Below are 20,226 nucleotides of genomic sequence, written 5' to 3'. Positions count from 1 at the left end.
AGGAGCCGACGATGAAAGACCACTTGATCGTATTCGATACCACTTTGCGTGACGGCGAACAAAGCCCCGGAGCGTCGATGACCCGCGACGAGAAACTGCGCATCGCCCGGCAACTGGAGCGGATGCGCGTCGACGTCATCGAAGCCGGTTTTCCTGCCGCCTCCAATGGCGACTTCGAGTCTGTACGCGCGATTGCCGAGGCGATCAGAGAATCGACGGTGTGTGGCCTCGCGCGCGCAAATGAAGCCGACATCCGCCGCGCCGGCGAGGCGATCGCTCCTGCTGTGCGCGGGCGCATCCACACCTTCATCGCGACCAGCCCGATCCACATGGAAATGAAGCTGCGGATGTCGCCCGACCAGGTCGTCGAGCAGGCGGTGCGCGCGATCGGCTGGGCGAAAGAATACACCGACGACATCGAATTCTCGGCCGAGGATGCCGGCCGCTCGGAGATCGACTTTCTCTGTCGCATCTTCGAAGCTGTCATCAAGGCCGGCGCGAAGACGATCAACGTGCCCGACACCGTCGGCTACAACGTCCCCGAGCAATATGCGCAGACCATCCGCACGCTGATCGAGCGCGTGCCTGGTGCCGACAAGGTCGTCTGGTCGGTGCATTGTCACAACGACCTCGGTCTTGCCGTCGCGAATTCGCTCGCTGCGGTCATGGCCGGCGCGCGCCAGGTCGAATGCACGCTCAACGGCCTCGGCGAACGGGCCGGCAACGCGGCCCTTGAGGAACTGGTGATGGCGGTGCGCACGCGCCAGGACGTGTTTCCGTGCGACACGCGCATCGACGCCACGCAGATCGTGCCCGCGTCGAAGCTGGTGTCGGGCGTCACCGGCTTTCCGGTCCAGCCGAACAAGGCGATCGTCGGCGCGAACGCCTTCGCCCATGAATCCGGCATTCACCAGGACGGCGTGCTCAAGCACCGCGAGACCTACGAGATCATGCGCGCAGAAGACGTCGGCTGGGGGGCGAACAAGCTCGTGCTCGGCAAGCATTCCGGACGCAACGCGTTCCGCAGCCGCCTGCAGGAAATCGGCATCGTCGTGGCGTCGGAGGAACACCTGAACCACGCGTTCGCACGCTTCAAGGAACTCGCCGACAAGAAGCACGAGATTTTCGACGAGGATATCCAGGCGCTGATGAGCGACGAGGTCGTCACTCCCGACCAGGAGCACTACCGCCTCGTCGCCTCGCGCTTCCATTCCGAAACCGGCGAGACGCCGCGGGCCGACCTTACGCTGTCCGTCGACGGCCAGGAGACGCGGACTTCAGCAGAAGGATCCGGCCCTGTCGATGCCGCGTTCAAGGCGATCGAGGCGATCGCCAGCAGCGGCACCGAGCTGCTGCTGTATTCGGTCAATGCGATCACCACCGGCACCGATGCGCAGGGCGAAGTCACCGTTCGCCTGGCCCGAGAAGGCAAGGTCGTCAACGGCCAGGGAGCCGATACCGATATCATCGTCGCATCGGCGAAAGCCTATCTCAACGCGCTGAACAAGCTGCACAGCAAGCTCGAGCGGCTGAACCCGCAGTTGTGAACCACGGTGGCCGCCAGCGATGACGCCGGCAGCCACCGTCACGCGTTCGACTGCCGCTGGCGCGACGGGGCCGAGAGCCGTGCATACAGCACGGCGCTCGCAAACAGCAGCATCGCGAGGACCGCTTCGGCGATCGCGAGGGCTCCGGCCAGGCCGGAATCACTCGTGCGCACGACCCCTTCGACGAGATACAGCAGCACCAGCATCGACAGCCACTGGTAAGTGTACCGCCGCCCTTTCAACACGCCGAACAGCGCCGGCATCAACGGCAACACCTTCAGCATCATCCACGAGCCGCCCGGCCGCAGCGGCGCGAGCCGGATTTCCCACAGCAGGCACAGCGCGATCAGGGCGACGAGCAGGACGCTCGATGCGAGGTTCAATGCGCGCAGCGTCATCACCCCTCCGCGAGTTTCAGCGCGCTCGACGCGAGGCGCCGCCCGAGCGCCACCGCGAGGCGGATCTCGTCGTCGCTCGGTTCGGGATTGCCATCCGCGCCCGACACGTGACTCGCGCCATACGGTGTGCCGCCGCTTCGCGTGGCGTTCAGTTCGGGCTCGGAATACGGCAGGCCGACGATCAGCATGCCGTGGTGCAGCAGCGGCAGCATCATCGACAACAGCGTGGATTCCTGCCCGCCGTGCAGGCTGGCGGTCGACGTGAACACCGCTGCCGGCTTGCCGGCGAGCGTGCCATTGACCCAGGCGCCGGCGAGCCCGTCGAGAAAATATTTCAGCGGCGCAGCCATGTTGCCGAACCGGGTCGGGCTGCCGAGCGCGAGGCCGATGCACTCCTGCAGGTCGCGCGCCTCGGCATACGGCGGCCCGGCGGCGGGAATGTCGTCCTCTACCGCTTCGCATACCGTCGACACGCGCGGCACGGTGCGCACGCGCGCCGCGACACCCGGCACCTGGTGGATGCCGCGGGCGACGTGCTCGGCGAGCGCGCGCACCGAGCCGCGATGGCTGTAATACAGGACGAGGATTTCTTTCATATCGGCAGCCGCAGCTAGAATGACGAAATTATACGCGCCTCCCTCGCGCCGCCCGGAACCCACTCGATGATGCCGCTGACCGCCGCCCGGGAGTTCATGCGCCTCCTGGCCGGACGTTTTCTCGCCACCCGCTGCCCGCAGGTCGCAGGCAGCCTCGCCTTCACGACGCTGCTGGCGATCGTTCCGCTGGTCACGGTGATCATCGCGCTGTTCAGCAACTTTCCCGCGTTCTCGCGGCTCGGCGCGTCACTGCGCACTTTCCTGCTCGAAAACCTCCTGCCGGACCGTGCCGGTCAGATCATCGCGACCTACGCGTTCCAATTCTCGCAGCAAGCGGCCGGGCTCACGCTGATCGGCACCGTGCTGCTGGTGCTGACCGCGCTGATGCTGCTCATGACGATCGACCACGTCTTCAATCACATCTGGGGAGTGCGTCGTCCGCGCCCGCTCCTCACGCGCCTCATGGTCCACTGGTTTGCACTGACCCTCGGCCCGCTTGCGCTCGGCGGCAGCGTGCTCGCGACCGGCCATCTGGTCGCGACATCGGTCGCGCTGGCCGGCGAAGGGTCGTGGCTCGGCGCAACGTTTGCCCGCCTCGTGCCGACCGTCCTGCTCGGTTCGCTGTTCAGCGTTCTGTACTACGCGGTTCCGAACCACCCGGTGCGGATGCTCCACGCGCTGGCCGGGGGCGTCGCCGCAGCGGTCGCGTTCGTGCTGATGCAGCGGCTGTTCGGACTCTTCCTCGTCCGCATGCCGACGTATACGCTGATCTACGGTACTTTCGCGGCGCTGCCGATCTTTCTCGTCTGGCTCTATCTGTCGTGGGTCGTGATCCTGCTCGGCGCCGCGCTGTCGGCGACCCTGCCCAGCTTCTTCGAGCGCGCGCGCATCCTGCGCGCATTCCCCGGCGATCGGGCGTGGGCCGCCGTAACGATGCTCATCGCGCTGGCCGACGCCCAGCACGTCGGCACGACGCTGCCATTCGCGACGCTGCAAACCGGCGCGCGCGTCAGCAGCAACGAAGGCGAGGCCCTGCTCGGCGAGATGCGCGACGCGGGCTGGGTTGCGCACACCGAAGAGGGGAACTGGCTGCTGAGCCGGCAAGCCGCGGAGATCGGCTTGGCAGCGGTCGTGAGCCGCTTTGCGCTGTCGCCGGGCGCTTGGCGCGAAGCTGCGGGCGGCGACGAGGCGTCGCGGCGCATCGCCGAGCGGCTCGCCACGGCCCTGCATTCCGCCGATCTGCCGCTGTCCGCGCTGACTTCAGCGGGGAACCGGGTTCAGACGGGGTAGAGATCGATTTCGTACTGGAAGATTTCCACGCTCGCCGTCTGCATGTCCAGACCGAGGACTCGCGCCTGCGCGACATACAGGTGATCGCTCTCCTGCACGAGGCTGAACGCGCGCGACGTGCAGGTGCCAGCCGGGGCGACGAGCGCCGGATGGCGGCGCAAGGGGGGCACCGGCGCCAACCGCAGCGCTGGGACCATCGCATTCGTGTCGCCGCCGCCAAATCCCACCGAGACGGCGCTCCACCCGGATGCGATCACCTGCAGCCCGAGCTCGACCCGATCCGGGCTGTCGTTGCGAATCCAGCGCACGAGGCACAGCGTCCAGGCCTCGGCGGGATCCCGGCGCAGTGCCAGCGGCATCCCCGCCGCCACACTGCCCGTCACACCCGACACCGCGATGATCGCGTACCCACCCGAACTCTCGTTGATCACGGTCCATTCGACAACGCCCGCAGCGTCGGCAGCATCGCCGCTCACATCCCGGATCACCTGCAGCCCGACACACACCTGCACGGGATATCGGCCGGAGCGCCGCACCTCGGTGCGGCTCGGCGGAGACATCCAGCGCTCGCGCATCCGCCCGAGCAGCGACAGCGCCTCGTCCGGAGTCAGCCCGACCGGCAGTCCCGGCCCTTCCACGCCGAACGCCTCACTGTCCGGCGCAAACCCCACCGACTCCTCGGGAGAAATGCCCGCCCTGAGCCATTCGAGCTTCGGCAAAAGCGCACGGGCGACGCCGTAAGCGGAGAAATACAGCAGCTTGTCCGACAGGGGCGGCTTGCCGCGCGCCATCGCCACCGGCGGGGCCCCCGTCGCCTGGTCGATCCAGAATGCGGCCGAGAGCGGCAGGAGTGGCACGCGCGAAAACTCCGCCGCGACTGCCGCCTGTCCGAGGAAATCGTGCGCCCACACGACTTCCCGGGCGGTCAGGGTTTCCGGTTGCAGCGCGGCGAGCGCCAGGAGACGCTTGAACTGCAGCGCCACGTCCGCTGCAGCGGTGCCGGCAAGCGCATCCCCATTTCGGTCCGCATTGTCGCCGGCGACAACGAGTTCGCAAGCGAGGCGCCACAACTCGCCCGGAGCCGGTCTGCCGCACATCATCGCGACCAGGCAGGCTTCCTCCACCAGCCGCAACGCTCGTGCGCAGTAGACGTCCGGATCGCTGCATGTCCGTACTCCCCCGTCACGCACGACCGCCATCACCCGCTGCAGACTTCCGGCGATCTCCAGCAGCGCGACGGTCAGTTCGGCTGCCGCGGCGTGCTGGCTGCGCGGCACCGGCAGCGCCGCGGCGAGAAGCCGGGACTTGAAACGTTCGCAGACATCGAGCACCCGCGCTTCGAACTGTTCGACGCACTGCAGGAACCGCGCGTTGCCGACCGACAGCGCCGAAAGTGCGGTGAAATGGGCGCGCAGCCTTTCCAGGTCCACGACCGGGTCGTCGGCCGGCTCCGCGTCGAGCCACGCAAGTGCCGCGGCGATGCAAACCGGAACGGGTTCGGGGAAAGTCATGCGGATGGGGTTCCGTCCAAAGGACCGGACATTCTATTCAAGAATCACGGCGCCGCGCTCCTTGCACGGTCTCCATATCCGGGAACATTGACCGCGCGTGAAATGCATCACGACGAAGACGGCCCTTGTCCCCGTCACGCATATGCCCTACAATCGTCGGCTTTTCGCACCTACTGATCAGGACACCCAAATGGTCGTCATTCGCCTTGCCCGTGGTGGCGCCAAAAAGCGCCCGTTCTACAACATCGTCGCCGCCGATTCGCGCAACCGTCGCGATGGGCGCTTCATCGAGCGCGTTGGTTTCTACAATCCGATGGCTTCCGAGTCCGAAAAGGGCCTGGTCGTCAACGCCGAGCGCCTGGAATACTGGAAGCAGCACGGCGCGCAGCTGTCGCCGACGGTGCTCCGTCTGGCCAAGCAAGCAGCGAAAGCCGCTGCCTGATCGTTCCGGCGGCTTGCCGACATGATCGTACTGGGGCGCATTGTCGCCCCTTTTGGCGTCAAAGGATGGGTCAGGGTTCATCCTTTCGGGGATGATCCGCTGTCCTGGGGCGAGATGCCGCAGTGGTGGCTCGCGGGCGACGCCGACGCGCCCGAATCGGCGTGGCAACCGGTCAGGCTCGCGGGCTTCAAGGAGCACGGCGCCGGACTGGTCGCAGCCTTCGTCGGCCACGACGATCGCAATGCAGCCGAAGCGCTTCAGGGCCGCTTCATCGGCGCGCCGCGCGAAGCGCTCCCCAAACCCGACGCGGACGAATACTACTGGGGTGACCTCATCGGACTGGCGGTCGTCAACCAGGCCGACGAAGCACTCGGCACGGTCGAAGCCCTGATGTCGACAGGCGCCCACGACGTATTGCAGGTGCGTGACGGGGACGATGAACGGCTGATTCCGTTCGTCGCGGCCTACGTGCTCGACGTGGATCTCGCAGCGCGGACGATCCGTGTCGATTGGCAAAAGGACTGGTGAAGGCAGCGTGAACACCCCGGCGACCGCAAGGCGCTTCGATGTGATCACGCTGTTCCCGGAGATGTTCGCAGCGCTGACGGCGAGTGGCATCACGCGGCGAGCGCTGGAGCGCGGTCTCTACGAGATCGCCTTCCACAGCCCGCGGGATTTCGTCTCCGACCCGCACCGCACGGTGGATGACCGCCCGTATGGCGGCGGGCCGGGGATGGTGATGCTGGCCGAACCGCTCGAAAAAGCGATCGGCAGGGCAAAAACGGCGCAGGAGCAGGCGCTCGGCGCCGCGGGACGCGTGATTTACTTGTCACCGCAAGGCCGACCGCTGGATCATGCCAAGGTCGTGGAGCTGACTGCTCTGCCGGCGCTGACGCTGCTGTGCGGACGGTACGAAGGGGTCGATCAACGGCTGATCGATCGCTGCGTCGACGAAGAACTATCGCTCGGGGATTTCGTCCTTTCGGGCGGCGAACTGCCGGCGATGGTGCTGCTCGACGCGATCGTACGCCAGCTGCCCGGGGCGCTGAACGATGCGGACTCGGCGCAGGAGGACTCGTTTGTGGATGGCCTGCTCGACTGCCCCCACTACACGAGACCCGAGATTTACGAAGGGGAGCGCGTACCGCAGGTGCTGCTCTCCGGCAATCACGCCGCGATCCGTCGCTGGCGGCTCAAGCAGGCGCTGGGCACGACCTGGCGACGGCGCCCCGACCTGCTGCAGGGGCGCACGCTGAGCAAGGAAGAATTGTCGCTGCTTGGAGAATTCAGGCACGAACAAGAAGGGGTCGAAGGCGACATCGCCTGAAGGCCCGCATACAAACCGCATGCATCAGGCTTCTAGCCTGCTCTGCTTGCAAGGCCAAGTGCCATTGAAACGACAGGAGTCGCAAATGAACCTGATTCAGCAGCTCGAACAGGAAGAAATCGCCCGCCTCACGCAGAACAAGACCATCCCCGCGTTCGCTCCCGGTGACACCGTGATCGTGCAGGTGAAAGTCAAGGAAGGCACGCGCGAACGTCTGCAGGCCTACGAAGGCGTCGTGATCGCGAAGCGCAATCGCGGCCTGAACTCCAACTTCATCGTCCGCAAGATCTCCTCGGGCGAAGGCGTAGAACGCACGTTCCAGACCTACTCACCGCTGGTCGACAGCATCGAGGTGAAGCGCCGCGGCGACGTGCGCCGCGCCAAGCTGTACTACCTGCGCGAGCGCTCGGGCAAGTCGGCACGGATCAAGGAAAAGCTCAACTACAAGGCGCCGGCCGCGAAGAAAGCTTGAGCGGACGTCGATCAGTAGCTGGAAACGGGCCTTGCGAGGCCCGTTTTTTTGTCCACCTCACTGTCCACCTCACCGCTCGACTTCACCGCTGGGCGGGCTTCCGCCGCCGCCCGGCGTTACGTCAGCGCCGTTCGACCCAGACCAGCATCCCCGCTGCGGCGGCGAGGAACAGCGCGCTCGGCGTCAGCGCCGCCAGCGCAGGTTGCCAGCTGTTGATCACGCCGAGGCTCGAAAAGAGGCCATTCAGCAAATGAAAGCCGATACCGAGCATGACGCCGAGGAACACTTTCATGCTGACTCCGCCCATGCGGTCGTGGGTGAAGGAAAACGGCAGCGCCAGCGCCATCATGACGAGCGCCGCGAACGGATAGACGAGCTTCTTCCACAGCGCGATTTCATAACGGTCGGCGTTCTGGCGATTCTCGCGCAGGTGGGTGATGTACGCGAAGAGAGTCGTCACCGACATGCGTTCCGGAACGACCATCAGCACGCTCAGGACTTGCGGCGTCAGGTCCGAACGCCACGTGAGCTCCGCCAGATCGACGACGTCGGTGTGGTCGCCGAGGAATCTCGTCTGCCGCACCCCTTCGAGCCGCCACCCCTGCTGCGCGGCGTCGTAACGCCCGGTTGCTGCCTCGCTGATCGACAGCAGCGCGTGTTGCGCATCGAAATCGTAGATCCGCACCTTTTCCATGCTGCGGTCGGGCAGCACTGTGCGCACATTCACGACGCGCGGACCATCCTTGACCCACAGCCCGGAGCGCAACTGGTTCGACACTGCCGAATGCGTCGCCGTGAGCCGCCACTGCTGCGCCGCCTGCTCGGCAGGCGGTGCGACGTATTCGCCGATGACGAACGTCAGCACGACGAAGATCACGCCGATCCCCCCCAGCGCGCGCAGCATCGCTGGCGTCGACATTCCGGAGACTCGCATGACGGTGATTTCGGAGTGGCGCGCGAGCGTCGTCAGCGCGTACAGCGTGCCGATCAGCACTGCGACCGGCAGCAGTTCGTACACCCGGCCCGGGATGAGCATCACGACGAAAATCAGCGCCTGGTGCAGTTCGTAGCCGTCCTTGCCGACCACATCGAGCTCGTTGATGAAGTCGAAGAACACGAACAGGCCGAGGAAGGCCAGCAGCACCATCGCCGTCGCGCCGAGGATTTCCCGCGCGAGATAGCGGGTCAGCACGCGGTTCATGCGCGGGCTCGCCAGAACGGGGAAATCGCCAACCGCCGGTAGAACATCAGCGCAAGAACCGCGAGGACGACGACATGCGGCAGCCAGACCGCCAGCTCGAACCGCAGCCGTCCCTGCGATACCCAGGCCTGGAACACGCTGATCGCATTGCTGTAGACCAGATACGTCAGGATCGCGAACAGCAGGTTGTTCGCGCGCCCGGCACGAGGATTGACAAACGACAGCGGGATCGCCATCAGCGCCAGCAGCAGCGCGGCGACCGGCATGCCGATACGGCCGAGCAGTTCGCCGAGCTTGCGGGGCGTCGGGTCGGTCAGCAGTTCCAGCGTCGGAGTGGTGCTGGCGCGCGAGGCCGGGCCTGCCGCTTCGCGTTCCTCGACGAGAACACTGTAGCGGTCGAACTCGAGCACACGGTATTCGGGCGAACCGGGCTCGCCCTCGTAGCGCCGGCCCTTCTCGAGGACGACGAAACGGTCGCCCTCCGCGTCGGTGCGCAACGACCCTTCGGCCGACACGATGATATCGAGCCGTCCATCCTTCTCGGTGCTGACGAAGACGTTGCGAACCTTGCCATCCTCGCCCGCTCCCGTCTCGACGAAGAACACCCGCTGCGCGCCGACCGACTCCCGGAACACCCCGGGCGCAATGCGCGAGGCGTCGTTGCGCGCATCGATTCGCGCCTGGTATTGCGCGCTCTTCATCTGCGCCCACGGCGCGACGAACAACGTCACCGCCGCGATCGTGAACACGACCGGCAACGCAAAGCGCAGCACGGGACGGATGAACGCGGTCAGCGGCAGCCCGGAGGCGAACCAGACGACCATCTCGGAATCGCGGTACGAGCGCGACAGGGACAGCAGCACCGCGATGAAAACCGTCAGCGACAGCACGATCGGCAGGCGGCTCAACGAACCGAAACCGATCAGTGCGACCACCGCATCGGACGGCAGGCGCCCGCCGGCAGCCTGACCGAGCAGGCGAATCAGCACCACGGTGATCAGAATGGCGAACAGCGCCACGAACACACCGGCGGCCGACTGGAAGAACTCACGCTGAAGAGCGCGGCTGAAAATCATCGCGCGAAGGATTCGATATGCGTTGGGGAAAGTGACTTTTGACGCATTCGCCGGGGACGGGCCATAATCGGCGGCAATCGGAACGTCGCGTCTATCAAAGGAGCTGTGCGTGGAATTTACCATAAAGACCGGGACGCCGGAAAAACTGAAGACCGGCAGCGCGGTGGTCGGCGTCTTTGCCGACGGACAGCTCAGCGACGCTGCAGCCGCCCTCGACAAGGCTTCGAAGGGGAAATTCGCGGCGCTCCTCGGCCGTGGCGATCTGGAAGACAAGGCCGGCTCGGTGCTCGCGATCCACGACCTGCCCGGCAGCGCCTGCGAACGCGTGCTGGCCGTGAGCCTCGGCAAGCGGGACGAGTTCGGCGACAAGGCGTGGCGCGATGCGCTCGCCGCCGTCGGCAAGGCTCTCGCTGCGGGGGCGGCGAACGATGTCGCCGTATGCCTCGCCGACACTCCAGTACCCGGGCGCGACATCGACTGGGCGCTGCAGCAGCTCGTCCGCGCGATCGCGGATGGCGCCTACCGCTTCGACGCGACGAAGAGCAAGGACAAGAACAAGGACTCGAAGCGGCGCGGCGCGGGCAAGGTCGTGCTGCTGACGCGCGAGAAGATCACGGCGAGCATGGAGGTGGCGGTCCAGCGCGGCCAGGCGATTGCAGAAGGCATGGCGCTGGCGAAGGACCTGGGCAACCTCCCCGGCAATTTCTGCACGCCGAGCTATCTCGCGGACACCGCGGTTGCGCTCGGCAAGCAGTACAAGCTCAAGGTCGAAGTGCTCGACCGCGACGACATGGAAAAGCTCGGCATGGGCTCGCTGCTGTCGGTCGCGCGCGGCTCGCACCAGCCGCCCAAGTTCATCGTCATGCACTACAAGGGCGGCAAATCCAAGGACAAGCCGGTCGTGCTGGTCGGCAAAGGCATCACTTTCGATACCGGGGGCATTTCGCTGAAGCCCGGCGCGGAAATGGACGAGATGAAGTTCGACATGTGCGGCGCGGCGAGCGTGCTCGGCACGTTCAAGGCCCTCGCGCGCATGGCGCTGCCTATCAACGTCGTTGGCCTGATCCCGACGACCGAGAACATGCCGGGCGGCGGCGCGACGAAACCGGGCGACGTCGTCACGTCGATGAGCGGGCAGACGATCGAGATCCTCAACACCGACGCCGAAGGCCGGCTGATCCTGTGCGACGCGCTGACTTACGCCGAACGCTTCAAGCCCGTCTGCGTCGTCGATATCGCAACGCTCACCGGCGCCTGCGTCATCGCGCTCGGCAAGATCCCGAGCGGACTGCTGGCGAACGACGACGCGCTCGCGCGCGAACTGCTCGACTGCGGCACCCTCTCCGGCGACCGCGCGTGGCAACTGCCGCTGTGGGACGAATACCAGGAGTTGCTGAAGAGCAATTTCGCCGACATGGGCAACATCGGCGGGCGTTTCGGCGGCACGATCACGGCAGCATGCTTCCTCGCGCGCTTCACGAAGGCGTACAAGTGGGCGCACCTCGATATCGCCGGTACCGCATGGGTGTCGGGCGACGCCAAGGGCGCAACGGGGCGGCCGGTGCCGCTGCTCGCCGAGTTCCTGATCGGCCGCAGCCAAGGGACGCCGAGCTGAACGCGGCGTCGACGCTCATGACGCGGGTGCAGTTCTATCACAACGCCGAGAACCCTCTCGCGCTGGCGTGCGAACTGGCGGCCCGCGCCTACGCGGGGGGGCGCCGGGTTGCGGTGCGGGTACCGGGCGCAGCCGCGGCACGCGAGCTCGATCAACTGCTGTGGACCTTCGATCCGCTGTTGTTCGTCCCCCACGCGATGGCGGACGCGCCCTTGGCAGCCCGCACTCCGATCGTCATCGGCGATGCTGCCCGGACGATCCCCTGGCCGCATGCCGAGTTGCTGTTCAATCTTGCCGACGATATCCCGCCGGATTTCGAGCGCTTTCGCCTGCTCGTCGAGATCGTCGGCCAGAGCGAAGCGCTGAAGCTCCCGGCACGGGCGCGTTGGGCATACTACAAGCAGCGCGAACTGCCGCTGCAGGCGTTCGATGCGGTACGGCGGGAGGCGATATGAGCAGCCGGGGCGAGCCACTGCGGATCGATCAGGACGACGACCTGAAAGCTGCCGACGAACTCCTCGACAAGGCCGATGCGCTGCTGCGCCGGCACAAGGGCGCGGAGCTTCCGGAACCCGACGAATTCGTCGTGCTCGACGACGACGAACTGCCGGTTTTGACCGACATCGTCGACCCGTCCGAACTGGAAAGGCTGGAGCTGGCCGAACCCCGACCTGCAGCAGCGGTGGTGCCGGACGAACCCGTCCCGATCGCGGCGAGCGAACTCGCCGAACAACTCGTCAGCCTCGACGCCACAATTTCACGTGAAGTCGAAACCTGGTTCGCCACCGAACTGCCGCAACTGCTGTCGCGCGAACTCGACAAACTCGCCGATCGCCTGCGGGTCGAAACGCTCGCCCACCTGCGCGCGACCCTGCTGCCGGCCTTGTCGGAGCGCATCTCGCGCAGCCTGGAAGGAGGTCCGGGCAACGACTCCGGATCTCGCACGATCTCGCGCGACAAATAGAGACGGCATCTCGGCGCTCGCGGGCACCCCGAGCCGGACCGGAATTTCTCCAGTCCGCCGAGCGCTTGCGCGTGAGGGGCAAAACTCAGCTCTCCTTGAAGGCGCGGTTGATGCTGTCGATGATCGGGTCGAAAAGGTAGCGCATGGCGCTGCGCTTGCCCGCCACGATTTCGACCTGAGCGAGCATGCCCGGAATCAGCAGGCCGCGCTCCACCTTGTCCAGTTCCTTCGCATCGATCTCGACCCGAGTCTTGTAGAAGGGGCGACCCTGCGCATGTTCGTCGCGGAAGGTGCTGCCCGATACATGGGTCACCGTGCCGACGAGGCTGATATGCGAGCGCGCCTTGTACGCTGTCAGCCGCACCCGCGCCTCCAGCCCCGTCCGCACAACATCGATGTCATCGGGCAGGACACGCGCCTCCACGACCAGGCGTTCAGCGACCGGCACCACATCCAGCACCGCGCCTCCCGGCGGCACGACGCCGCCTATCGTCGTATAACGCAGATCGTTGACGACGCCATCCTGCGGCGCCACGAGACGCGTGCGCGCCAGGCGGTCGCGCGTCACCGTCACTCGCTCGCGCGCCGCCGCCGCGGCCTCCTGGGCACGGCGCAGTTCTTCCAGCAGCGTGCTCATCCAGTCATTCTTCAGCTTTGCGATCGCCACCTCGGTATCGGCCAGACGCTGGCGCGATCGCGCGATTTCAGCCGAGTTTTCCGAGAGCCGGGCGACGCTTTCGGCCTGCTGACCCTGCAGCTGCAGCAGGCGCGGGCGCGAGATGAAGTTCTTGTCGAACAGCCGCTGGTTCAGCCGGCTCTCCTCTTCGGCATTCGCCTGCAGTTCGACCAGTGCGGCTCCCTTGCCTTCCCAGCTCTGCAGCTCGCGGCGGATACCGTCGAGGCGCACGTTCAGGCCGGCCTCTTCCTTTCTCAGCGCGTCCTGGCGCGACTCGAATAGGCGCACCTGCGCCATCACGCTCGAGGAAGCCGCCACGTCGGGCGCAGGACGGTAGGGACGGCCGTCACGCTCGGCCTCCAGTCGCTGCAGCAGGGCCTCCTGCGCAGCACGATCGGTTTCCGCGATACTGAGCTGTGCGCGTGCCTCGGTGTCCTCGAGCCGCAACAGTTCCGTGCCCGCTCTGACGGATTCCCCTTCGCGCACCAGGATTGCCTGGATGATGCCGCCTTCCAGATGCTGAACGGTCTTCACCCGCCCCGCCGGAATCACCTCGCCGTTGGCAATGGCTCCGGAATCGAGTTCGGCGAAAAAGCCCCACAGCAGCAAAAATCCGAAGAAGCATCCCGCGACCGCGTAGAAAGCGCGCGTATCGAAGCGGGTATCGGTCGGAACGACAGCCGTCTCCCGATTCGCGCCGTCAAACGCCGACACGTCTGCCCCCCGGGACTGCCCGCGCTGCGGCCGGCAGTTGCAGGCGCGCGAGCACCTCCTCGCGCGGCCCGAACTGCTGCACTTGTCCGTCCGCCAGCACCGCCAGCATGTCGACATGGGCCAGCACCGAGGGACGATGGCTGATCATGACGATCGTCGCACCGCCTTGGCGCGCGCGGCCAACCGCCTGTAGCAAGGCCGTTTCGCCTTCGTGGTCCAGGCTCGCGTTGGGCTCATCGAGGACGATCAGCCGCGGCTGCCGGAAAAGCGCGCGGGCCAGCCCGATGCGCTGGCGCTGCCCGCCCGACAGCACCGCCCCGCCGGTGCCGATCTGTGTATCGTAGCCATCGGCGAAGCGAAGAATCATGTGATGGCATCCCGCCATCTGCGCCGCTGCGACCACTTCGGCATCATCTGCCGGGCTGAAACGCGCGATGTTGTCGCGGATCGAGCCGGCGAAGAGTTCGACGTCCTGCGGCAGGTAACCGCAGTACCGGCCGAACTCCGCCCGGTTCCAGGCGAACACGTCCGCACCGTCGAGGCGGACCGAACCGGACGCGGGTTGCCACACCCCGCAGATGAGCTTGCCCAGCGTGGACTTGCCGGCAGCGGACGGGCCGATGAGCCCCAGCCAGCAGCCCGGTTCGAGACTGAAGCTGACTCCCTTGATCGTCGGCTGAACGGCCCCGGGCGGCGCATACACCAGGCGTTCGACACTGAGCTCGCCGCGCGGCACGGGCAGCGACATCGCCGATTCAGTGCCGGGAAAGTGCTCCAGGGCGGTATTGATGCGGTCGAGCGCGGCACGCGTCGATACGAAGCCTTTCCAGGCCCCGATCATCGCCTCCAGCGGTGCCAGGCCCCGCGCCGCCAGGATGCCGGCTGCAACCATTACGCCGATGGTGATTTCGTCATGGATCACGTACCACGCACCAGCAGCGGCAAGCAGCAGGTTGAGCAGCAGGCGCACCGCCTTCACCACCCCGGACAGGTGCGCAGCCCGCTCGGCTGCCGCGCTCGCCAGGCTCATCGATTCAGCCTGGGCGACGTGCCAGGATGCCCGCATCGCGGTACGCATCCCCATCGCCTCGACGACTTCGGCATTCTGCATCACGCCCTCGACGCGGCGTTGAGCATCGATACCGGCCTCGCCGGCCGCGCGCAACAGCTTGCCGGTCAGGCCGTCGGTGGCCAGCGCGAGCGCCACCAAGCTCACCATGCCCGCCAGCATCACGCTGCCCAGCCCCGCGTGCATTGCATACACGCCTGTCAGGAAGACCGGGACCAGCGGTGCGTCGATCAGGCTCACCAGGCCGTGCGCTCCGGTCAGGAACGAGCGCATCGTCTGCAAATCGCGCAGCGCCTGCGCCGAGGGTTCGGCCAGGCGCGCCGAATGGGCGATCGACGCATCCATCAGGCGAGGCCCCAACGCCAGCGCGTAGGCATTCCCCACGCGCAGCAGCATGCGGGCGCGCAAGGTGTCGATCAACGCCGACAGCGACAGGGCGACGGCGACGATCAGCGTCAGCAGCCACAAGGTATCGAGGCTGCGCGAGGTCAACACCCGGTCGTACACCTGGAGCGAATAGAGCGGCAGCGCGAAGATGAGCAGGTTGATGACGATGCTGGCGACAGCCACGGTCACCAGCGAGCGACGGTCGAGGCCCGCGAGCGCGGGGGAGCGGAGCAACGCCGCGAGCGATTTAATCATCGAAGAACGTTGCGGGGAGAGTCCGCCACGTGGGCCTGCATTTGTGCAGCGCTGCAGGGGTCCAGGGCGCGGGCGATGGAGGGGCAAGCCCGCCTCGACCCGACGTGCGGATGCAGGGAATGTCGGGCGGCGCGATCTGGGGGAAGCGGGGACCGCTCCGCTCTGACATGCTCAAATGACGTAGAAGTCCGCTTGGGTGACAGCGAGTCCTGGCGTCAACTGAGCGAACTGCTGCGCCGCCATCGCGCCCGTACCGTCGGCGTCAAAATAGACCGCGCCTGTCCCGGCATCGTAGATCACCCGATCCGTCGCATCGTGCGCTTTCGTACCGGCATGGAAGGCAGACGTGCGCAGGCCGCCCGTAACCAGGCCGGTGTAGATCGCGTTCTCCAGGCGGATCGTATCGTCCACCGGCGAAAAGTCGGTAATGCGGTCGACCGCGCCGACAAACGGCGAGTCGAACACGAAGATGTCGGTTCCCGCCCCGCCGCTCAGCACGTCTGCGCCCGCTCCGCCCCACAGCCGGTCGTTACCGGTACTGCCGTACAGCCGATCGTTGCCGCTACCGCCGTACAGCTGGTCGGCGCCGGCCCGGCCGTACAATGTGTCGGCGCCGCCAAGACCGAAGATCACGTCGTTGCCGGTCGTTCCGCTCAGCGTGTTCCCCGCCGACGTGCCGGTAATCGTGCCGGGCTGCGTTGTCGAGGCCACGGTGCCACCGCTGGCGATCGGGTCCACCAGGTCGAGTTTGACGTTCCGCGTGCCGATCGTGGCCTGCTGGCTCGTCGTGGTGAATCCGCTACCGGAAAACGTCACCGTGTAGGTGCCGGCGGCCAGCCCGATGTCGTAACCCCCTGCTGCCGTCGTTGTCGTGGTTGTCACCGCTCCGGTGCTGTTGTTCCTGGCGCTGATGTTGAAGCTGCCCAGGCCTTCGCCGACGTCGTAACGTCGGTCGCCGTCCAGATCGTCGAAGGCGACCCCGGTCAGGAAAGGGCTGGATGCGGTACGGGCGAAGTTCTGCGTGACGAACGCGCCCTCGTAGCTACCGTACTGGCCGACTTCAAGACCGACGCCGATCTCGCGGTAGGTGTCATTCAGGAGGTTGGCGCGGTGGCCGGAGGAGTTCATCAGGTTGGTGTGAAGCTGCAGCACTTCGTCCTGCAGGCCTGCCGGAGCGCGCGTGCTCATCCAGGCAATGTTCTCGGCCCACGCCCACGAGCCGCTGAACACGTAGCCCGCCGCCTTCATGCGCTCACCTGGACTCGATCCGCCTGCGCCGGTATGCGAGAAAGTGTCGGTCGCGATCATCCATGAACTGTGACTCTCGGCCGATTCGTTCAGATCGCCATCGAAGGCCAGCGGCTGCGCGCCCACCTTGGCGCGTTCGCTGTTGATGAGTTCGAGCATGTACTGCTCGTAGGCATTGGCTTGCGACATGCGGACTGTCCTGGTGTTATTCGATCAAGGATTCGGATGGTGCAGGCACTGCGGTCCTTTGGTGCCACACTCAAGCGTTGTTCACAACTCTGCCCGCAACGGGGCGAGACATTAGACATGAGCAGTCCAGACCCTGCAACCCGCTGATCGGCCTGAAAAATGTAAGCAGGAGTAGCGGAGGACAACTACTCGGCGAGGCACGGGCACGACGCTGTCTCTGCGTTCCAATGCAGATTGCCTGACCGATCTGTCGCGTTCCGGGAGCCCGCCCTCGATCCGCTATAATCCGCCTTTTGCCTTCAAGCCCCTGAGCACACCATGGAACTGGCCAAAAGTTTTGAGCCCGCGGCGATCGAAGCCCGCTGGTACCCGGAATGGGAATCGCGCGGTCATTTCGACGCCGGCCTCGACAAGTCGAACCCGAACGCGTTCTGCATCCTGCTGCCGCCGCCAAACGTCACCGGCACGCTGCACATGGGGCACGGCTTCAACCAGACGATCATGGATGCGCTGACCCGCTACCACCGCATGCGCGGCTTCAACACGCTGTGGCAGCCCGGCACCGACCACGCCGGCATCGCGACGCAGATCGTCGTCGAACGCCAGCTCGACGCGAAAGGCATTTCGCGCCACGACCTCGGCCGCGAGAAGTTCGTCGAGAAAGTGTGGGAGTGGAAGGAATACTCGGGCGGCACGATCACACGGCAGATGCGCCGCCTCGGCACGTCGCCCGACTGGAAGCGCGAGCGCTTCACGATGGACGAGGGCCTGTCGAACACCGTCACCGAGACTTTCGTGCGTCTCTACAACGAGGGCCTGATCTACCGCGGCAAGCGGCTCGTAAATTGGGACCCGAAGCTCGGCACCGCGGTGTCCGACCTCGAAGTGGTGTCCGAGGAGGAAGACGGCTTCCTGTGGCACATCACCTATCCGTTCAGCGACGGGCCGGTCGGTGAATTGGAAGGCCTGACCGTCGCGACGACCCGGCCCGAGACGATGCTCGGCGACGTCGCGGTGATGGTGCATCCGGAAGACGAACGCTACGCCCACCTGATCGGCAGGACGGTGCGCCTGCCGCTGTGCGACCGGGACATCCCGATCATCGGCGACGACTACGTCGACCGCGAGTTCGGCACCGGCTGCGTCAAGGTCACGCCAGGGCACGACTTCAACGACTACGCTGTCGGGCTGCGCCACAATCTTCCGATGATCAGCATCCTGCGCCTGGACGCGCACGTCAGCGACGACGCGCCGGAGAAATACCGCGGCCTGGATCGCTTCGTCGCGCGCGAAATCATCGTGCAGGATCTCGAGGCGCAAGGGCTGCTCGCCGGCATCAAGCCGCACAAGCTGATGGTGCCGCGCGGCGACCGCACGAGCGCGGTCATCGAGCCGATGCTGACCGACCAGTGGTTCGTCGCAATGACGAAGCCTGGCGCGGACGGCAGGAGCATCACCGCGAAGGCGCTCGAATGCGTCGCGTCGGGCGAGATCCGCTTCTATCCGGAGAACTGGATCAACACCTACAACCAGTGGCTCAACAACATTCAGGACTGGTGCATCTCGCGCCAGCTGTGGTGGGGCCATCAGATTCCGGCGTGGTACGCGGACGTCGAAGGCGACGCACGCGTGTGGGTCGCGCACGACGAAGCCGAGGCAAAATCGCTTGCCGCGAAGGACGGCTACACCGGCCGCCTGCGCCGTGACGAGGACGTCCTCGACACATGGTATTCATCCGCGCTGTGGCCGTTTTCGACGCTCGACTGGACCGCCGAGTGGCCGGAAAAGTCGAACGACGCGCTCGACCTCTACCTGCCATCATCGGTGCTCGTCACCGGCTTCGATATCATTTTCTTCTGGGTCGCGCGCATGGTGATGATGACGAAACACATCATCGGCCGGATCCCGTTCCGCGACGTCTACGTCCATGGCCTGATCCGTGACGCCGAAGGCCAGAAGATGTCGAAATCGAAAGGGAACGTGCTCGATCCGATCGACCTCATCGACGGCATCTCGGCCGACGAGCTCGCGAAGAAACGCACCGTCGGCCTGATGAACCCGAAGCAGGCGCAGAGCATCGAGAAGAAGACGCGCAAGGAATTCCCGGAAGGCATCCCGGCGTTCGGCACCGACGCGCTGCGCTTCACGTTCGCGTCGCTCGCGACGCCGGGGCGCGACATCAAGTTCGACCTGTCGCGCTGCGAGGGCTACCGCAACTTCTGCAACAAGCTGTGGAACGCGACGCGCTTCGTGCTGATGAACTGCGAAGGCCAGGATTGCGGCATCGGTGCGGCGGCCGGCAGCGCCGCATGCAACGTCGCGAACCTCGATTTCTCGTTCGCCGACCGCTGGATCGTGTCGAAGCTGCAGCGCACCGAAGCCGACGTCGCACAGCACTTCAAGGACTACCGCTTCGATCTCGTCTCGAAGGCGGTGTATGAATTCGTCTGGGACGAATACTGCGACTGGTATCTCGAACTCGCGAAAGTCCAGATCCAGGGCGGCACTGAAGCCCAGCAGCGTGCGACGCGCCGCACCTTGCTGCGCGTGCTCGAGACGGTGCTGCGCCTCGCGCATCCGCTCATTCCGTTCATCACCGAGGAGCTGTGGCAGACGGTCGCGCCGCTCGCCGGGCGCAAGGACACCGACAGCATCATGCTGGCCCGCTATCCGGAGGCCGACCTGTCACGGCTCGACGAAGCGTCTGAGGCGAAGATTGCCGAGCTGAAGGCGATCGTCGGCACCTGCCGCAACCTGCGCAGCGAGATGAACATCTCGCCAGCCCAGCGCATGCCGCTCGTCGCCGCGGGCGACGCGACGACGCTCAAGAGCTATGCGCCCTATCTCGCCGGCCTTGCGCGGCTGTCGGACGTCGCGGTCGTCGACGAGATCGGCACCGACGAACTCGCTCCGGTCGCCGTCGCCGGCCGCTTCAAGCTGATGCTGCGCGTCGAAATCGACATTGCCGCAGAGCGCGAGCGCATCGCGAAAGAGATCGCCCGCCTCGAAGGTGAAATGACGAAGGCTGAGAGCAAGCTCGCCAACGAGAGCTTCGTCGCGCGCGCGCCGGCCACAGTCGTGCAGCAGGAACGCGAGCGCCTCGCCGGCTTCGGCGCCACGCTCGAAAAACTGCGTCCGCAACTGGAAAAACTCGGCGCACGCTGACTTAGCAACGGCACAATGCAAGGGGCCGCCCGCAGTCGATGGGCGGCCCTTTTTTCATGGCGCCGAGGCGCAGCGATAAAAAAG

The 20,226-nt window shown here is 65.9% G+C and carries 18 protein-coding genes; 10 read left to right on the top strand and 8 right to left on the bottom strand.

Annotation, left to right across the window (positions count from 1 at the left end; genetic code table 11):
• Positions 1–11: 11 nt before the first annotated feature.
• The gene (locus tag GO608_RS15705; RefSeq protein ID WP_169199394.1) at positions 12–1,547 is read left to right on the top strand and encodes a 2-isopropylmalate synthase; all 1,536 of its coding nucleotides are present in this window, start codon (positions 12–14) and stop codon (positions 1,545–1,547) included.
• Between the two features lie 38 nt (positions 1,548–1,585).
• Here GO608_RS15705 and GO608_RS15700 read toward each other — a convergent pair whose 3' ends face one another.
• Positions 1,586–1,945: a DUF2069 domain-containing protein gene (locus tag GO608_RS15700; protein WP_169199393.1), complete on the bottom strand. Its 360-nt coding sequence runs from the start codon at positions 1,943–1,945 to the stop codon at positions 1,586–1,588.
• Positions 1,945–2,541 carry an NAD(P)H:quinone oxidoreductase gene (gene wrbA, locus GO608_RS15695; RefSeq protein WP_169199392.1) on the bottom strand — a complete coding sequence of 199 codons (597 nt, stop codon included), beginning with the start codon at positions 2,539–2,541 and terminating at the stop codon, positions 1,945–1,947. Before wrbA ends, GO608_RS15700 begins: the two co-directional genes overlap by 1 nt.
• A 66-nt stretch (positions 2,542–2,607) precedes the next feature.
• Between wrbA and GO608_RS15690 the strand changes: the two genes are divergently transcribed.
• The gene (locus tag GO608_RS15690) at positions 2,608–3,831 is read left to right on the top strand and encodes a YihY family inner membrane protein (RefSeq protein ID WP_169199391.1); all 1,224 of its coding nucleotides are present in this window, start codon (positions 2,608–2,610) and stop codon (positions 3,829–3,831) included.
• Here the strand turns inward: GO608_RS15690 and GO608_RS15685 are convergent.
• Complete coding sequence (locus GO608_RS15685; protein WP_169199390.1) at positions 3,819–5,342, bottom strand: hypothetical protein; 1,524 nt, start codon at positions 5,340–5,342, stop codon at positions 3,819–3,821. The genes GO608_RS15690 and GO608_RS15685 overlap by 13 nt on opposite strands.
• Positions 5,343–5,532: 190 nt before the next feature.
• On the opposite strand from GO608_RS15685, the gene rpsP reads away from it, so the two are divergent.
• The 4 genes from rpsP to rplS all read left to right on the top strand — a co-directional run bounded on the left by rpsP (position 5,533) and on the right by rplS (position 7,583).
• Positions 5,533–5,784, top strand: coding sequence for a 30S ribosomal protein S16 (gene rpsP, locus GO608_RS15680; RefSeq protein ID WP_169199389.1), 252 nt, complete (start codon positions 5,533–5,535; stop codon positions 5,782–5,784).
• A 21-nt stretch (positions 5,785–5,805) separates the two neighbouring features.
• Complete coding sequence (gene rimM / locus GO608_RS15675; protein WP_169199388.1) at positions 5,806–6,312, top strand: ribosome maturation factor RimM; 507 nt, start codon at positions 5,806–5,808, stop codon at positions 6,310–6,312.
• A gap of 7 nt (positions 6,313–6,319) precedes the next feature.
• Positions 6,320–7,111: a tRNA (guanosine(37)-N1)-methyltransferase TrmD gene (gene trmD, locus GO608_RS15670; RefSeq protein WP_169199387.1), complete on the top strand. Its 792-nt coding sequence runs from the start codon at positions 6,320–6,322 to the stop codon at positions 7,109–7,111.
• Between the two features lie 85 nt (positions 7,112–7,196).
• Positions 7,197–7,583 (top strand): 50S ribosomal protein L19, encoded by a 387-nt coding sequence (gene rplS, locus GO608_RS15665; protein WP_011239835.1) that lies wholly within the window; start codon positions 7,197–7,199, stop codon positions 7,581–7,583.
• 121 nt (positions 7,584–7,704) lie between these two features.
• Here the strand turns inward: rplS and lptG are convergent, their stop codons facing one another.
• Together lptG and lptF are read right to left on the bottom strand one after the other, a co-directional pair.
• Entirely contained in the window at positions 7,705–8,784 is a 1,080-nt protein-coding gene (gene lptG, locus GO608_RS15660; RefSeq protein ID WP_169199386.1) for an LPS export ABC transporter permease LptG, read from the bottom strand.
• Positions 8,781–9,860, bottom strand: a complete 1,080-nt coding sequence (gene lptF / locus GO608_RS15655; protein WP_169199385.1) for an LPS export ABC transporter permease LptF — start codon at positions 9,858–9,860, stop codon at positions 8,781–8,783. The genes lptG and lptF overlap by 4 nt, the downstream gene beginning before the upstream one ends.
• Before the next feature lie 109 nt (positions 9,861–9,969).
• Here lptF and GO608_RS15650 point away from each other — a divergent pair, with 109 nt between their 5' ends.
• Genes GO608_RS15650 through GO608_RS15640 form a run of 3 tightly spaced genes read left to right on the top strand, consistent with a single transcriptional unit; the run spans position 9,970 to position 12,439 of the window.
• A complete protein-coding gene (locus tag GO608_RS15650) occupies positions 9,970–11,475 on the top strand; it encodes a leucyl aminopeptidase (RefSeq protein WP_169199384.1) in 1,506 nt (501 codons plus the stop codon).
• 17 nt (positions 11,476–11,492) lie between these two features.
• Positions 11,493–11,930, top strand: a complete 438-nt coding sequence (locus GO608_RS15645; protein ID WP_169199383.1) for a DNA polymerase III subunit chi — start codon at positions 11,493–11,495, stop codon at positions 11,928–11,930.
• Entirely contained in the window at positions 11,927–12,439 is a 513-nt protein-coding gene (locus GO608_RS15640) for a hypothetical protein (RefSeq protein WP_169199382.1), read from the top strand. Before GO608_RS15645 ends, GO608_RS15640 begins: the two co-directional genes overlap by 4 nt.
• Before the next feature lie 85 nt (positions 12,440–12,524).
• Here the strand turns inward: GO608_RS15640 and GO608_RS15635 are convergent, their stop codons facing one another.
• The 3 genes from GO608_RS15635 to GO608_RS19545 form a co-directional block, all read right to left on the bottom strand.
• Entirely contained in the window at positions 12,525–13,829 is a 1,305-nt protein-coding gene (locus GO608_RS15635; protein ID WP_169199381.1) for an HlyD family type I secretion periplasmic adaptor subunit, read from the bottom strand.
• Positions 13,816–15,540 carry a type I secretion system permease/ATPase gene (locus GO608_RS15630; RefSeq protein ID WP_169199380.1) on the bottom strand — a complete coding sequence of 575 codons (1,725 nt, stop codon included), beginning with the start codon at positions 15,538–15,540 and terminating at the stop codon, positions 13,816–13,818. Before GO608_RS15630 ends, GO608_RS15635 begins: the two co-directional genes overlap by 14 nt.
• Positions 15,541–15,711: 171 nt before the next feature.
• Positions 15,712–16,977: a CAP domain-containing protein gene (locus tag GO608_RS19545; protein WP_169199379.1), complete on the bottom strand. Its 1,266-nt coding sequence runs from the start codon at positions 16,975–16,977 to the stop codon at positions 15,712–15,714.
• Positions 16,978–17,295: 318 nt separating this feature from the next.
• Between GO608_RS19545 and GO608_RS15615 the strand changes: the two genes are divergently transcribed.
• Positions 17,296–20,142 (top strand): valine--tRNA ligase, encoded by a 2,847-nt coding sequence (locus GO608_RS15615; RefSeq protein WP_169199378.1) that lies wholly within the window; start codon positions 17,296–17,298, stop codon positions 20,140–20,142.
• Positions 20,143–20,226: the final 84 nt, after the last annotated feature.

The sequence above is a fragment of the Aromatoleum buckelii genome, assembly GCF_012910785.2.
GTDB lineage: Bacteria > Pseudomonadota > Gammaproteobacteria > Burkholderiales > Rhodocyclaceae > Aromatoleum > Aromatoleum buckelii.
This window is presented reverse-complemented; position numbering and strand designations above follow the sequence as displayed.